14 protein-coding genes are annotated in these 14399 nt (G+C 66.6%); 10 read left to right on the top strand and 4 right to left on the bottom strand.

Annotated features, from left to right (window positions below; all coding sequences use genetic code 11):
- Positions 1-168: 168 nt before the first annotated feature.
- From WT60_RS27640 to WT60_RS27605, 8 genes are all read left to right on the top strand, one after another.
- Positions 169-684 (top strand): sugar dehydrogenase complex small subunit, encoded by a 516-nt coding sequence (locus tag WT60_RS27640; protein ID WP_038746880.1) that lies wholly within the window; start codon positions 169-171, stop codon positions 682-684.
- Complete coding sequence (locus WT60_RS27635) at positions 684-2297, top strand: GMC family oxidoreductase (protein WP_038746878.1); 1614 nt, start codon at positions 684-686, stop codon at positions 2295-2297. The genes WT60_RS27640 and WT60_RS27635 overlap by 1 nt, the downstream gene beginning before the upstream one ends.
- On the top strand, positions 2297-3667 hold the full coding sequence (locus tag WT60_RS27630) for a cytochrome c (protein ID WP_060356553.1): 1371 nt from the start codon (positions 2297-2299) through the stop codon (positions 3665-3667). Before WT60_RS27635 ends, WT60_RS27630 begins: the two co-directional genes overlap by 1 nt.
- Before the next feature lie 186 nt (positions 3668-3853).
- A complete protein-coding gene (locus WT60_RS27625) occupies positions 3854-4267 on the top strand; it encodes a DoxX family protein (RefSeq protein ID WP_038746872.1) in 414 nt (137 codons plus the stop codon).
- A gap of 52 nt (positions 4268-4319) precedes the next feature.
- On the top strand, positions 4320-5435 hold the full coding sequence (locus WT60_RS27620; RefSeq protein ID WP_060356552.1) for a porin: 1116 nt from the start codon (positions 4320-4322) through the stop codon (positions 5433-5435).
- Between the two features lie 557 nt (positions 5436-5992).
- Complete coding sequence (gene hisQ / locus WT60_RS27615) at positions 5993-6682, top strand: histidine ABC transporter permease HisQ (RefSeq protein WP_038746867.1); 690 nt, start codon at positions 5993-5995, stop codon at positions 6680-6682.
- Positions 6679-7392, top strand: a complete 714-nt coding sequence (locus WT60_RS27610) for an ABC transporter permease (RefSeq protein ID WP_038746864.1) — start codon at positions 6679-6681, stop codon at positions 7390-7392. Before hisQ ends, WT60_RS27610 begins: the two co-directional genes overlap by 4 nt.
- Before the next feature lie 64 nt (positions 7393-7456).
- Complete coding sequence (locus tag WT60_RS27605) at positions 7457-8224, top strand: ATP-binding cassette domain-containing protein (protein ID WP_038746863.1); 768 nt, start codon at positions 7457-7459, stop codon at positions 8222-8224.
- Positions 8225-8284: 60 nt separating this feature from the next.
- On the opposite strand, the gene WT60_RS27600 is transcribed toward WT60_RS27605, so the two are convergent.
- A complete protein-coding gene (locus tag WT60_RS27600; protein WP_038746860.1) occupies positions 8285-9586 on the bottom strand; it encodes a UDP-N-acetylglucosamine 1-carboxyvinyltransferase in 1302 nt (433 codons plus the stop codon).
- 240 nt (positions 9587-9826) lie between these two features.
- Between WT60_RS27600 and WT60_RS27595 the strand changes: the two genes are divergently transcribed.
- Both WT60_RS27595 and WT60_RS27590 read left to right on the top strand, forming a co-directional pair.
- The gene (locus tag WT60_RS27595; RefSeq protein WP_059646651.1) at positions 9827-10330 is read left to right on the top strand and encodes a GFA family protein; all 504 of its coding nucleotides are present in this window, start codon (positions 9827-9829) and stop codon (positions 10328-10330) included.
- A gap of 180 nt (positions 10331-10510) precedes the next feature.
- On the top strand, positions 10511-11260 hold the full coding sequence (locus WT60_RS27590; RefSeq protein ID WP_059582394.1) for a DUF6683 family protein: 750 nt from the start codon (positions 10511-10513) through the stop codon (positions 11258-11260).
- Positions 11261-11397: 137 nt separating this feature from the next.
- Here the strand turns inward: WT60_RS27590 and WT60_RS27585 are convergent, their stop codons facing one another.
- The 3 genes from WT60_RS27585 to WT60_RS27560 all read right to left on the bottom strand — a co-directional run bounded on the left by WT60_RS27585 (position 11398) and on the right by WT60_RS27560 (position 14027).
- Positions 11398-11667 carry a hypothetical protein gene (locus WT60_RS27585; RefSeq protein WP_317135480.1) on the bottom strand — a complete coding sequence of 90 codons (270 nt, stop codon included), beginning with the start codon at positions 11665-11667 and terminating at the stop codon, positions 11398-11400.
- A 943-nt stretch (positions 11668-12610) separates the two neighbouring features.
- Positions 12611-13219, bottom strand: coding sequence for a pyridoxamine 5'-phosphate oxidase family protein (locus tag WT60_RS27565; RefSeq protein ID WP_059582384.1), 609 nt, complete (start codon positions 13217-13219; stop codon positions 12611-12613).
- A gap of 265 nt (positions 13220-13484) precedes the next feature.
- Positions 13485-14027, bottom strand: coding sequence for a hypothetical protein (locus WT60_RS27560; protein ID WP_060356612.1), 543 nt, complete (start codon positions 14025-14027; stop codon positions 13485-13487).
- Positions 14028-14399 lie beyond the last annotated feature (372 nt).

Here is a 14399-nt window from a genome sequence, read left to right as displayed (position 1 = left end):
AAACTGAAAAAGCCGCCGGAACCCGCATTGCAAGGGAGTGCAAAACGATTCGATGAACTATAAAGGGATTGTTCAATTGGCGGCGAACGCGTACATTTCGGAGCCGCGCCGTAGTTTGAGAAATATCAACACTCGTTTTCCCGAACCCGACGCTTGAGAGAAGGAACGATGAATAACGACACCAATCCCCACGCGCGTCGCCCGAGCGACGCGGTCGAGCCCATGGGTGGGGGGCTCACCCGACGCCAATGGCTGCAGCGCTCGCTCGCGCTGAGCGCCTTGGGCCTTGCGGGATCGCTCACGCTGCGCGCGCTCGCCGATGCGCCGAGCGCCGCGCCGCTCGACGCGTTCATGACGCTGTCCGAGGCGCTGACCGGCAAGACCGGCCTGAACCGCGCAGTCGGCGAACGGCTGCTGCACGCGTTGCAGAAGGGCTCGTTCGAACTCGGCGACGGGCTGCCGAAGCTCGCCGGCGCGCTCGCCGCGAATACGCTCACGCCCGATCAGGAAGCCCTCGCGCTGCGCATTCTCGAAGCGTGGTATCTCGGCATCGTCGACAACGTCGTGATCACCTATGAAGAAGCGCTGATGTTCGGCGTCGTGTCGGACACGCTCGTGATCCGCTCGTACTGCCCCAACAAACCCGGCTTCTGGGCCGACAAACCGATCGAGAGGCAAGCCTGATGTCCGATACACAACAAGCCGACGTCGTCGTCGTGGGCTCGGGCGTCGCGGGTGCGATCGTCGCGCATCAGCTTGCGAAGGCGGGCAAGTCGGTGATCCTGCTCGAGGCCGGCCCGCGCATGCCGCGCTGGGAAATCGTCGAGCGCTTTCGCAACCAGCCGGACAAGATGGACTTCATGGCGCCGTATCCGTCGAGCCCGTGGGCGCCGCATCCGGAATACGGTCCGCCGAACGACTACCTGGTGTTGAAGGGCGAGCACAAGTTCAACTCGCAGTACATCCGCGCGGTGGGCGGCACGACGTGGCACTGGGCCGCGTCCGCGTGGCGCTTCATCCCGAACGACTTCAAGATGAAGACCGTCTACGGCGTCGGCCGCGACTGGCCGATCCGGTACGACGATCTCGAGCACTACTACCAGCGCGCCGAGGAAGAGCTGGGCGTCTGGGGCCCCGGCCCCGAGGAAGACCTGTTCTCGCCGCGCAAAGAGGCGTACCCGATGCCGCCGCTGCCGTTGTCCTACAACGAGCTCACGATCAAGACCGCGCTCAACAACCACGACCCGAAATTCCACGTGGTGACCGAGCCGGTCGCGCGCAACAGCCGCCCGTACGACGGCCGTCCGACCTGCTGCGGCAACAACAACTGCATGCCGATCTGTCCGATCGGCGCGATGTACAACGGCATCGTTCACGTCGAGAAGGCCGAGCAGGCGGGCGCGAAGCTCGTCGAGAACGCGGTCGTCCACAAGCTCGAGGTCGGCCCGCAGAAGAAGATCGTCGCCGCGCTCTACAAGGACCCGAAGGGCGTCGAGCACCGCGTCGAGGGCAAGTACTTCGTGCTCGCCGCGAACGGCATCGAGACGCCGAAGCTGATGCTGATGTCGACGAGCCACGATTTCCCGAACGGCGTGGGCAACAGCTCCGACATGGTCGGCCGCAACCTGATGGACCATCCGGGCACCGGCGTGTCTTTCTACGCGAGCGAGAAGCTGTGGCCGGGGCGCGGCCCGCAGGAGATGACGTCGCTGATCGGTTTCCGCGACGGCCCGTTCCGCGCGACCGAGGCGGCGAAGAAGATCCACCTGTCGAACCTGTCGCGCATCGATCAGGAAACGCAGAAGATCTTCAAGGCCGGCAAGCTGCTGAAGCCCGCCGAGCTCGACGCGCAGATCCGCGACCGCTCCGCGCGCTACGTGCAGTTCGACTGCTTCCACGAAATCCTGCCGCAACCGGAGAACCGCATCGTGCCGAGCAAGACGGCGACCGATGCGATCGGCATCCCGCGCCCGGAAATCACCTATGCGATCGACGACTACGTGAAGCGCGGCGCGGTGCACACGCGCGAGGTCTACGCGACCGCGGCGAAAGTGCTGGGCGGCACCGACGTCGTGTTCAACGACGAATTCGCGCCGAACAACCACATCACGGGCGCGACGATCATGGGCGCCGATCCGCGCGATTCGGTCGTCGACAAGGACTGCCGCACGTTCGACCATCCGAACTTGTTCGTGTCGAGCAGCGCGACGATGCCGACGGTCGGCACGGTGAACGTGACGCTGACGATCGCGGCGCTCGCGCTGCGGATCTCGGACCAGTTGAAGAAGGAAATCTGATGCTGAAACGAACGCTTTCCTTCATGCTGGCCGGCTGCCTCGCGTTGCCCGGCCTGTCGAGCGCGGCGGACGCCGGCGCTGCCGCCGCGCCGGCCGCTGCGGCTTCGTCCTCGCCGGCCGCTGCCGCCGCATCTGCGACGTCGGCGACATCCGCGCCTTCCGCCGACGCCGCGCTCGTCGAGCGCGGCCGCTATCTGGCCGTCGCGGGCGACTGCATGGCGTGCCACACCGCGAAGGGCGGCAAGCCGTTCGCGGGCGGCTTGCCGATGCGCGCGCCCGTCCTCGGCACGATCTACACGACCAACATCACGCCCGACAAGGAAACGGGCATCGGCGACTGGACGTTCGCGGATTTCGAGCGCGCGGTGCGTCACGGCGTCGCGAAGAGCGGCGACAACCTGTATCCGGCGATGCCTTACGTGTCGTACGCGAAGGTCAGCGACGACGACGTGAAGGCGCTCTACGCGTACTTCATGCACGGCGTCGAGCCGGTCAGGCAGCCTGCGCGCAAGAACGAGATCCCGTGGTATCTGAGCATGCGCTGGCCGCTCAAGATCTGGAACCTGCTGTTCCTGAAGGACGGCGCGTACCAGCCGAAGCCGGAGCGCGGCGTCGAATGGAACCGCGGCGCGTATCTCGTGCAGGGCCTCGCGCACTGCGGCACGTGCCACACGCCGCGCGGCGTCGCGCTGCAGGAGAAATCGCTCGACGAGACGGGCGGCAGCTTCCTCGCGGGCTCGGTGCTCTCGGGCTGGGACGGCTACAACATCACGTCGGACGCGAACGCGGGGATCGGCGGCTGGACGCAGCAGCAGCTCGTGCAGTACCTGCGCACGGGCAGCGTGCCGGGTCTCGCGCAGGCGGCGGGGCCGATGGCCGAGGCGGTCGAGCACAGCTTCTCGCAGATGACCGACGCGGACATCGGCGCGATCGCGACGTACGTCCGCACGGTGCCCGCCGTCGCCGACGGCAGCGCGAAGGCGCGCGCCGCATGGGGCAAGCCGGCCGAGGACGGAATCCGGCTGCGCGGGGTCGCGCTCGCGTCGACGGGCGTCGATCCCGCGCGTCTGTATCTCGGCAACTGCGCGAGCTGCCACCAGATGCAGGGCAAGGGCACGCCGGACGGCTACTATCCGCCGCTCTTCCACAATTCGACGGTCGGCGCGCCGAACCCGACGAATCTCATGCAGGTGATCCTGAACGGCGTCGCGCGCAAGGCGGGCAAGGAAGACGTCGGCATGCCGGCGTTCCGCCACGAGTTGTCGGACGCGCAGATCGCCGCGCTCACGAACTATCTGACCGGGCAGTTCGGCAATCCGGCGGCGAAGGTGAGCGAACAGGACGTTGCGAAGCTGCGCGCCGCGCAGTAACGTACGGGTCGGGTTATCCGGCGATCGAGGAGGACGGCATCGCACCGGGCGGCCGTCCGGTGGCAGGTCGCAGTCGACAGGGAGGCGGCGCGCGGCGCGCGCCGTGGGCCGCCTCGGTTCGCAACCGGCTCGTGCGCGACGCGTCGTCGCAGCGCGCGCGACGCCCGCTTCCCGCTCCGCACGACGATGAGACAAACTTTCCTTGCGCGTCAAAAAGACGCTCTGCTGCTGCTTTCCCGCATTCTGATCGTCATCCTGTTCGTGATTTTCGGCTGGGAGAAACTGCTGAATTTCTCGGGCACGGCCCAGTTCATGGCTTCCGAGGGCACGCCGCTGCCCTCGATCGCGGCGGTCGTCGCGATCGTGATGGAATTCTTCGTCGGCATCGCGATCCTGATCGGCTTCTACACGCGGCCGCTCGCGCTGCTGCTCGGCCTCTACACGATCGGCACCGCGTTCATCGGCCATCACTATTGGTCGATGGCCGCCGCCGAGCAGATGAACATGATGATCCATTTCTACAAGAACATCGCGATCACGGGCGGCTTGTTCGCTCTGTGCGCGGCTGGCCCCGGACGCTATTCGCTCGATCGCGGTTGAGCGGCGTGCCGGACGTGTGTTGAACCTGAGAGAAGACAACAGGCGGAGAACAATGGTTTTTCATTCGAAGAAAATGATGGCCGCGCTCGTCGCGGCCGGGCCCGCGCTCGCTTGCGCGCAGACGAGCGTCACGCTGTACGGCCGTGTCGACGGCGGCGTCGAATACCTGAATCACATCGCGAATCCCTCGGGCGGCAGCTCGTCGCGCTGGAGCGCCGAGAGCGGCGACTGGGGCACGAGCATGTTCGGCCTGAAGGGCGTCGAGGATCTGGGCGGCGGCACGTCGGCGATCTTCAACCTGGAGACCGCGTTCCAGGTGATGAACGGCACGACGGGCGGCGGCCGGATGTGGTCGCGGCGCGCGTACGTCGGCTTGAAGAACGACACGTGGGGCAAGCTGCAGGCGGGCCGCAATCTCTTCATCGACAGCGACGGCGTGTGGGAATTCGATCCGTTCGTCCAGCAGGCGTTCTCGTCGGCGTCGCTCGTGCGCGGGCGCAACTGGCAGCAGACGAGCAACAACGTCGAGTATCACAGCCCGGTGTTCGGCGGCTTCGACGTGCAGGCGCAGTACGCGTTCGGCAACCAGTCGCGCGGCTTCAATTACGGCGCGCAGGGCGACTTCGGCCGCTCGGACGGCGTGATGATCTCGTATCACTCGCCGATGCTCGACGTGCGCGGCATGTACGACGAACTGCGCGACAGCAACGGCCGCATGAGCAATATCTTCTCGAGCTCGCGCGAGTATTTCATCGGCGCGAACGTGAAGGTGCAGAAGTTCAAGATCCAGGGCGCCTATACGCATTATTCGGCGCCCGACACGCCGGCGGGCCTTGCGGATCGCGCCGATCACTTCTGGCTCGGCGCGACCTATCAGGCCACGGCGCAGTGGGCGGTGACGGGCGGCGGCTACTACGTGCGCGTGCGCGGCGGCGACGGCAGCGACGCGGCGCACGATCCGTCCGGCCACGCGATCCTGTACGCGCTCGGGACGACTTACAACCTGTCGAAGCGGACCTTTCTGTACGGCACGGTCGCTTACATGCGCAACGGCGGGAATTCGAACTTCTCGCTGCTCGCGACGCCGCGCGACGCGACGCCGAACACGAGCCCGCTCGCGGGTGAATCGCAGACGGGCGCGTACGTCGGGATGATGCATACTTTCTGACCCACGTCGCGCGTTGCGGGAAACGAGGCTTCGGCTCATCGGTCGAAGCCCGTTGTTCCGCGCTTTCCGCCAATGATGGCGGCGCGCCGATTGTCGACGATTCGGCTTCCCGCATCCGTCGGTCGTCCGGAGCCGGCCGAAAGCGGCGGGCCGTTGTCTTGCGCTGCCGCCGAACATCGCCGACCGCTCTCGAGGGGCTTTGCCGCGAATCCCGGTGAACAGGCGATGAACCCATTACGTCAGACATGAGACGGCCGCGCGCAGGTGCGTACGAACGAACCGACTCGTCCATCCCGTGACGAATTTCATTCGCGCTCCCGACGATCGCGCGCTGCGGCCCGCGCATCGCGCTTGAGCATGATGCGGCCGGCCGGACATTAGAGAAAAACACTGATTGCCGGCCGAATTCGGTCGAAGCAAAGTTGTACATACAACTTCGGCGGCATGAAATCGCCGTGCCGAAGCGATTCGTAATCCCCCTGAAACCAGACGGACAGCTTGCGCGCGCGCTCCACGGCGACGGCGCGCTGCGCCCGCGCACATCGAGGAAATCGCAGATGCTCTTTCAAGGCTTCGGCCCGCTGCTGTGGGCCGGCACGCTCGAGACGATCAAGCTCGCCGTGTTTTCGCTCGCCGCGTCGCTCGCGCTCGGGCTCGCCGGCGCGGCGGCCAAGCTGTCGCGCAATCGCATGCTGGCGGGCATCGGCACGTTCTATACGACGTTGATCCGCGCGGTGCCCGATCTCGTGCTGATGCTGCTGCTGTTCTACGGCATCCAGATCCTGCTGAACGACGCGACCGACATGCTCGGCGTCGACCAGATCGACATCGATCCGTTCGTCGCCGGCATCGTCACGCTCGGCTTCATCTACGGCGCGTACTTCACCGAGACGTTTCGCGGCGCGTTTCTCGCGGTGCCGCGCGGCCAGCTCGAAGCGGGCTTCGCATACGGAATGAGTTCGTGGCGCGTGTTCGCACGAATCATGTTCCCGCAGATGATGCGCTTCGCGTTGCCCGGCATCGGCAACAACTGGCAGGTGCTCGTGAAGGCCACTGCGCTCGTGTCGATCATCGGCCTGGCCGACGTCGTGAAAGCCGCGCAGGACGCGGGCAAGAGCACGCTGAACTTCTTTTTCTTCACGCTCGCGGCGGGCGCGATCTATCTCGCGATCACGACGCTGTCGAACCTCGTGTTGATGTACCTCGAAAAACGCTATTCGGCGGGTGTGCGGAGGCTGGCGCTGTGATTCAGATCATCGGTCAATATTGGCAGAACTACCTGTTCAGCGACGGCTACCGCATGAGCGGCCTCGCGATCACGCTGTGGCTGCTCGTCGTGTCGATCGGGCTCGGCTTCGGTCTCGCGGTGCCGCTCGCGATCGCGCGCGCGTCGAGCAACCGCGCGCTGTCGGGCGCGGTCTGGCTCTATACGTACGTGTTTCGCGGCACGCCGCTCTACGTGCAACTGCTGCTCTGCTACACGGGCATCTACAGCCTGAGCGTCGTGCACGATCATGCGTGGCTCGACAGCTTCTTCAGAAGCGCGATGAACTGCACGCTGCTCGCGTTCACGCTGAACGAATGCGCGTACGCGACCGAGATCTTCGCGGGCGCGATCAAATCGACGTCGCCTGGCGAGATCGAGGCGGGGCTTGCATACGGGATGTCGCCGTTCAAGCTGTATACGCGGGTGATCCTGCCCTCGGCGCTGCGCCGCGCGCTGCCGAGCTACAGCAACGAAGTGATCCTGATGCTGCATGCGACGACGCTCGCGTTCACGGCGACGGTGCCCGACATCCTCAAGGTCACGCGCGACGTCAATTCGGCCACCTACGCATCGTTTCAGGCGTACGGCATCGCGGCCGCGCTGTACGCGATCGTCGTGTTCGCGCTCATCTGGCTGTTCCGCCGGATGGAGGCGCGCTGGCTCGCGTTCCTGAAGCCCCAAGGGCATTGATGCGCGACGCGGCGCGCAGCGGCATCGAGCAACGAAATTCCACGACGATCAAGGACGACGGCGAATGTACAAGCTCACGGTAGACGACCTGCACAAGAAGTTCGGCGACAACGAGGTGCTGAAGGGAATCTCGCTGCAGGCGAAGGCGGGCGACGTGATCAGCATCATCGGCTCGAGCGGCTCGGGAAAGAGCACGTTCCTGCGCTGCATCAACTTTCTCGAGCAGCCGTGCGCGGGCACGATCACGCTCGGCGACGAATCGATTCGCGTGACGCGCGACAGGCGCGGCGCGCCGAAGATCGGCGATCCGAAGCAATTGCAGCGGATGCGCGTGAAGCTTTCGATGGTGTTCCAGCACTTCAATCTGTGGGCGCACATGACCGTGCTCGAGAACGTGATCGAGGCGCCCGTCAGCGTGCTCGGCCTGCCGCGCGCCGAGGCCGAGGCGCGGGCGCGCGAGTATTTGCGGAAGGTGGGGCTCGCGCCGAGCGTCGAGGCGAAATATCCGTCGCATCTGTCGGGCGGGCAGCAGCAGCGCGTCGCGATCGCGCGCGCGCTCGCGATGGAACCCGAAGTGATGCTGTTCGACGAGCCGACGTCGGCGCTCGATCCGGAACTCGTCGGCGAAGTGCTGAAGGTGATGCAGGCGCTCGCGGAAGAAGGGCGCACGATGATCGTCGTCACGCACGAGATGGGCTTCGCGCGCAACGTGTCGAATCATGTGATCTTCCTGCACCAGGGGCGGATCGAGGAAGAGGGGCATCCGCAGGACGTGCTCGTCAATCCGAAGAGCGAGCGGCTGGCGCAGTTCCTGTCCGGCCGGCTCAAGTAGGCGGCCGGCAAGCCGTGCGGGCGCGTCGCGATTGCGCGAGCGCCCGCGCGGCGCATCGATTTACTCGCCGCTCGTCCACTCGACGTTCGCGCCGACCGAGCGAAGATTCTCGACGAAGTGCGGATGCGCGCGGCGGATCGGCTGCGCGTTCAGGATCTCCGAGCGCCCGTCGATGCTAGCCGCGACCATCAGCAGCGCGATCGCGACGCGGATGATGTACGGGCTCTCGACGCGCGCCGGGCTGAGCGGCAGCCCGCCGAACGTGATCAGCCGATGCGGATCGGACAGGAACACGTGCGCGCCGAACTTCGACAACTCGCCCGTCCAGCCCATCGCGCCGTCGTAGACCTTGTTCCAGAACATCACGCTGCCTTGCGCCTGCACGCCGAGCGCGATGAAGATCGGCAGCAGGTCGACGGGCAGGTAAGGCCACGGCGCGGCCTCGACCTTCGTCAGGATGTTGCGCGTGAACGGCTGCTTCACCTTCAGCGGACCGTCGCGCAGCGCGTGCGACCAGCCGTTTTCGTGCGTGACCTGCACGCCGAACTTCGCGAAGGTCCGGTCGATCAGCGGGAACTGCTCGGGCGAGCCGTTGCGCACGGCGATGTCGCCGCCCGTGATCGCGCCGAGCGCGAGGAACGTCGCGATCTCGTGGAAGTCTTCGTTGAAGCGGTACTCGCCGCCCGCGAGCGCGCGGCCGCCCTGAACGCTCAGATGCGACGTGCCGATGCCTTCGATCGGCACGCCGAGCATCGCGAGGAACCGGCAGAACTCCTGCACGTGCGGCTCCGACGCTGCGTTGACGAGCGTCGACGTGCCGTTCGCCGACGCCGCGCACAGCACGAAGTTCTCGGTCGTCGTGACGGACGCGTAGTCGAACCAGTGATGATTCGGCGTGAGCGGGCCGTCGGCGCGCACGATCAGCGAATCGGACGTGCGCTCGATCCGTGCGCCGAAGCGCTCGAACACCTCGACGTGCGGGTCGATCTCGCGCACGCCGAGCGTGCAGCCCTTCACGTCGTTCTCGAGCCGCGCGACGCCGAAGCGCGCGAGCAGCGGCGGCACCAGCATGATCGACGAGCGCATTTCCTCCGGCAGCCGGTGGACGGCCGGATCGAACGCCGTTGCGCGGTGATGCAGGTCGAGCACGCCCGTGGCGTAGTCGATCGACACGTCGCTGCCGAGCGTGCGGAAGATGTCGAGGATTTTGCGGACGTCGGTGATGTCCGGCACGCCGACGAGCCGCAGCGGCCGATCGGTGAGGAGCGTCGCGCACAGGATGGGCAAGACGGCGTTCTTGTTGGCGGACGGCGTGATTTCTCCGCGAAGCGGGGCGCCGCCGTGAACGATCAGGTTCGACATGTTCGGATGCAGGTGGGTGTAATGACGCGCAAGGTCGTTATCATGCCACCGTTCGCGGGGATTTCGCAGATTCGTTGCGCGGCGCAGCGCGGCGCGGCGGCGCGACGGGCGCGCGACGTCGGACGCGGGCGGGTTCGGCCGGGCGAAGCAAGAGAAGGCGCTTCACACGAATCGCGCGAAGGGCGATCATCGGATGGCGCGACGCACAGGCGATCGTGCCCCTTTCAAGCGAGGCGACGCATGCCAACCGACGAATCCCCGATCTACGAAGGCGGCTGCACGTGCGGCGCGGTGCGCTACCGGATGACGTCCCGGCCGCTCATCGTGCATTGCTGCCATTGCCGCTGGTGTCAGCGGGAAACCGGCACCGCGTTCGCGCTGAACGCGCTGATCGAATCGGACCGCTTGCTGCTGCTGCGCGGCGAAGTCGACATCGTCGATACGCCGTCGAACAGCGGCAAGGGCCAGAAGATCGCGCGCTGTCCGCATTGCCGCATCGCGGTGTGGAGTCATTACGCGGGCGGCGGCGGCGCGGTGAGCTTCGTTCGCGTCGGCACGCTCGACGATCCCGACCGCCTGCCGCCCGACATTCATATCTTCACGTCGTCGAAAGAGCCGTGGGTGGTCTTGCCGCCCGACGCGCGCGCCGTGCCCGAATACTATGCGTCCGACGAAGTGTGGTCGGCCGAGAGCCTCGAGCGGCGCGCCGTGCTGCGCGCGAGGCGGGATCGCGGCGCGCAGTAGCGGCGGCCACGGCGCTCGCCGCCCGCGTGTTCGGCGCGGCATGCTCGGCGCGCGGCGCGCAATGCTCGAGACATGCGTGGATTGGCGCGCCGATGCGTCGACGTGCCGCTGCGCGATCGACATGCGCGAACACGAGGCGTTGCGTCTACGCAGATTCCCGAAACAGGAGAAGGGTTGCTCATGCAGAAAATCATTCGCTTCGCCGCCGCGCTGAAACTGCTGTCCTCGCTCGTCGCGGCGCCCGCATTCGCACAATACGATCCGGGCGCGACGGCGGATCTCGGGCGGGGCATGATCGTGAACGACGACCTCGGCGGCAATCTCGGGGGCGGCTCGCAGGTGCCCGGGCGCGATGCGCGCGGCGGCGCCGATCGCGCGCGTTCCGCTTCGCCGCATGCGGCGCCCGCGGCGTTGACGTTCGCCGAGACGGCCGCCGTCCACCGGCAGGTGCAGGCCGATATCGTGAACTTCCTCGCGCACGGCGACGCGTCCAGGCGCGACGAGGCGAAGCGCGTGGTCGAGCAGGGCGAATTGCTCGAGGCGTTCGAGCGCGTGGCGTCGCGCCGCGCGTTCGATCGCCGCAATCTGGGCGACGTGTTCGCCGCGTATGTCGTGATGTCGTGGGAGGTCGTCAACGGAGAGGACGCGCGCGGACGGCAAGCGGGCGTCGATGCGCTGCGCGCGAAGTCGAGCGCGACGCTGGTTCGCGACGACCGCATTCGCGCGATGTCGGACGCCGACAAGCAGCGGCTCGCCGAGACGCTTGCCTATTTGGCGATGATCGCCGTCACGGCGCAGAACGACTTGCGCCGCAGCGGCAACGCGCCCGCGCTCGAACAGTTGCGTGACGGCGTGCGGCAGTCGACGCGCAAGATGATCGGCATCGACGTGAAAGGGCTGCGGCTGACGGAAAACGGGCTGACTCGATGAAGGCGTCGCGCATGCGGATCGGTCGGCGCGCGAGGGGGCGGGGCGGTGCGAGGGAGCGGTAAACGCGCAACACGCCGGCGCGACTTCCGCCGCGCCGGCGTGTTCGGCGCATGCCGGCGTCGCCGGCAGGTCAGGCGTTACAGGCAGCTATTGATGTCGCTCGCGGCAGCGCCGCCCGCGGCGCCGCTGCCCGCGCGAAAGCCGACCCAGGTCTTCGCGTTGCCCGAGGGCGCGGGGCGCACGACCGCGGCTGCGCCGTTCGGCGGCTGCTGGCCCGGCACGTAGACGTCAGCGGCGAGACCGTTCGCGAGCACTTCCTGCGTGACGACCTGCTGCTGCGCCTTGTCGGCCCAGGTCTTCGCGATGCAGGTTGCGACGTCCTGCGCAGGCTTCTGGCTCTGTCCCACGTTTTGGACATCGGTGCCTGCGGCGCTGGCCGAAGTTGCCACCGAAGCTGCCATGATCAATGCGATGAACGGTGAGTATTTCACGTTATCTCCCTCTGGTCGTGATTCGTGAATCGGGTTTCAACGGGTACTACGATCCAGTCTGAGTGCGCATCGTCGGCGATGTTCCGACGATTCGGAAACAAGATGTTAAGGAGCTTGCCAATCGCAACCGGGTGCGTTGCGCACGTCGCGAGAGTGTCGCAGCGAGATTGCTGCGGCGCACACACACGCGCGACGACCCGGCGTCGCCGAGGCCGCGCGCGTGCTTGCGGACGAATGGGATGAATGGATTGGCGCTGCGAAGGAGTGAAGCGGGGAATTCTGTGCGACCCGTCGCGCCGGATGCGGCGCGCTTTTGAAACCGTCAGCCTGCGCCGCGCGGCTCTGCGGCCGCTTGGCGCAGGGTGCATGCTAACGGTGGCCCCGTCGCGTTCGTATTCGTTGAGTTCATGATGGCAAAGGATGCGCTCGATGACTGTTAAGCACGTTCAAATCGACGGCAAAAGATTGTCATAGATTGTTTGGCGCGCGCCGCTCGTTTGACGGGGCAAGCGGCCCTCATTGAACAGACGATGCTTTCAACTCACGGGACCGACGCTTTGGACAGCGAAAGTCGATCTCCGAGCAGTCTTCCTGTCTGACAGGCGGAACGTCCGCCGGCGCTCCCGTTTCATCTTGCCGCCGTTTCGCCTTCGGGCGAACGGTGCGCATCGCGATCATTTCGCTTGCGCATCTCGTGTCGGTGCGTGTCGATGCAGGTGTGTTCGCGGGCATCCGCCGTCTCGTGCAGCGCCGCGCCGCGTCACGTGCGATGCGGTACGGCGCGCTTCGTCCGCACCGCGCGTGTCGGTCGATCGAATCGACGTGGCCGAATCAACAGAGCCGCATCGACTAAGCGGTATCAATAAAGCCGCGTGCGATTACGCTCCTCGAGTTCTCGCTCATATTGCTCGGCGTCGAATCCGGCGGGAGCGAGCTTCTTCAGGATCGCGCCCGGCGACGGCAGTTCCGCGCGCGGCACGTGTCGCGACGCATCCCACAGCTGCGAGCGCAGGAATGCCTTCGAGCAATGGAAATAGACGGCCTCGATGTCGACGACGATCGCCGCCTTCGCCGGCTTGCCGTCGACCGCGAACGACGCGAGCAGCTCGGGGGCGATCGACACCTTCGCGCGGCCGTTCACGCGCAGCGTCTCGCCTATGCCCGGCACGACGAACAGCACGCCGATGCGTCCGTTCGCGACGATGTTGCGCAGCGTGTCGACGCGGTTGTTGCCGGGGCGATCGGGGATCGCGAGCGTGTGCGGGTCGAGCACGCGGACGAAGCCGGGGCGATCGCCGCGCGGCGAGCAGTCGAGGCCGTCCGGGCCCGACGACGCAAGCACGATGAACGGCGATTTCGCGACGAACGCGCGGTAGTCGTCGCTCAAATGCGGGATCTCCTTCCAAAGAGAGCGGTCGCTCGGCTTGCCGTAGTGCGCTTCGAGTTGTTCGAGGGTCGTGAGAAGCATCGTTGATCCTGTGTGATCCGGCCGATGGGTTCGTCATTATGCGGGCCGCGCGGGATTCCTGTCTTCGGTGTCGAGGTGCTCGGCCGGCCGGCATTCGGTGCGATCGGGCGCGCATCGGCGGGCGCGGGCTCGACGCGAGCCCGTCGATCGGCCGGCGCGGCTCGCCCGAACGCCGCCGCGCGCCTGGCGCGATCGCCGCGCGGCGACTGCGCCGATCGCGCCGATCGCGCCGATTGCGCACCGCCGCGTTCTCGCGCATATCGGGTCAGTTCGAATCGAACGTGTATGCGCCGTCCTTGCCGCGCGATTCGTTCGCGTGCCGGACGCAGCGCGCGACCACGTTAATCGCGCGGCCGAGCGGCATGCCGACGAGGATGCCCCAGACCGCGAACGACGCGATGACGAAGGCGTTCGTCACGGCCCACGGCTTCGCGGCCGTGACCGCGTAATGCATGTAGGTTTCGGCGGCGAAGGTGAGCATCAGCGTCGCGAGCAGGCTCGCGTCGCCCGGCAGGCGCACGAGCCGACGCGTTTTCTCGACGTTGAATTGCAGTTTCCAGCGGCGCGCATGGAGCCAGCCGATCGCCGCACCGGCGGCAAGGCTTGTCAGCGCGATGGCGTCGGCGCCGGTGCCCGCGCGCGGGAACAATGAATTGAGGCTCGTGATGCCGAGCATCGCGAACACGATCGGCGTTAGAAGCGGGCGCGTCGGCGTCACTTCGCGCGGGAAGCAGCGTTTCACGCCGACGTAGACCAGTGCGCAAAACAGCACGAAGACGTAGGGCGGGAGGCGGGGTATCGAGGACATGATCGAGATCGCAATCGTTGGTCGGCTTGTCGACCACAATAGGCGCGCTCGATTGCGTGCGCAGTTGTTTGCGACGGACAGCGCAATCCGGGCGACGAACGGCATCGATGTGCGACGAGCGGGCGGGCAACATACGGCGGCGCGGCACGTCTCACGCGGCATCGCGGTCGGCCCGGCGTGGCCTGAGCGGCGTTTGCTGCGAGCGGGTTTTGCCCGGCATGTTGCGTCGCCGCAAGCCGCGTTCGTCGATCGGCGCGACGATGCGACGCCGCGACGGCGGGCAATGCGATTGCAATGCGCGAACGGGCGGGGCGCGCACGATCGGCTCGCCGCATTCGGCAAGGCCGGCCGCTCGACTCGGCGTTCCACTAC

The organism is Burkholderia sp. MSMB617WGS (assembly GCF_001532025.2).
Lineage (GTDB): Bacteria > Pseudomonadota > Gammaproteobacteria > Burkholderiales > Burkholderiaceae > Burkholderia > Burkholderia savannae.
Note: the sequence above shows the minus strand (reverse complement) of the source record. Positions and strands in the feature narration are given on the sequence as shown.

Coding starts and splice junctions, on each gene's coding strand:
- WT60_RS27600 (WP_038746860.1), bottom strand. CDS start 9,586: ATGTCGAACCTGATCGTTCACGGCGGCGCCCCGCTTCGCGGAGAAATC.
- WT60_RS27625 (WP_038746872.1), top strand. CDS start 3,854: ATGAGACAAACTTTCCTTGCGCGTCAAAAAGACGCTCTGCTGCTGCTT.
- WT60_RS27565 (WP_059582384.1), bottom strand. CDS start 13,219: ATGCTTCTCACGACCCTCGAACAACTCGAAGCGCACTACGGCAAGCCG.
- WT60_RS27635 (WP_038746878.1), top strand. CDS start 684: ATGTCCGATACACAACAAGCCGACGTCGTCGTCGTGGGCTCGGGCGTC.
- WT60_RS27595 (WP_059646651.1), top strand. CDS start 9,827: ATGCCAACCGACGAATCCCCGATCTACGAAGGCGGCTGCACGTGCGGC.
- WT60_RS27590 (WP_059582394.1), top strand. CDS start 10,511: ATGCAGAAAATCATTCGCTTCGCCGCCGCGCTGAAACTGCTGTCCTCG.
- hisQ (WP_038746867.1), top strand. CDS start 5,993: ATGCTCTTTCAAGGCTTCGGCCCGCTGCTGTGGGCCGGCACGCTCGAG.
- WT60_RS27560 (WP_060356612.1), bottom strand. CDS start 14,027: ATGTCCTCGATACCCCGCCTCCCGCCCTACGTCTTCGTGCTGTTTTGC.
- WT60_RS27605 (WP_038746863.1), top strand. CDS start 7,457: ATGTACAAGCTCACGGTAGACGACCTGCACAAGAAGTTCGGCGACAAC.
- WT60_RS27640 (WP_038746880.1), top strand. CDS start 169: ATGAATAACGACACCAATCCCCACGCGCGTCGCCCGAGCGACGCGGTC.
- WT60_RS27620 (WP_060356552.1), top strand. CDS start 4,320: ATGGTTTTTCATTCGAAGAAAATGATGGCCGCGCTCGTCGCGGCCGGG.
- WT60_RS27630 (WP_060356553.1), top strand. CDS start 2,297: ATGCTGAAACGAACGCTTTCCTTCATGCTGGCCGGCTGCCTCGCGTTG.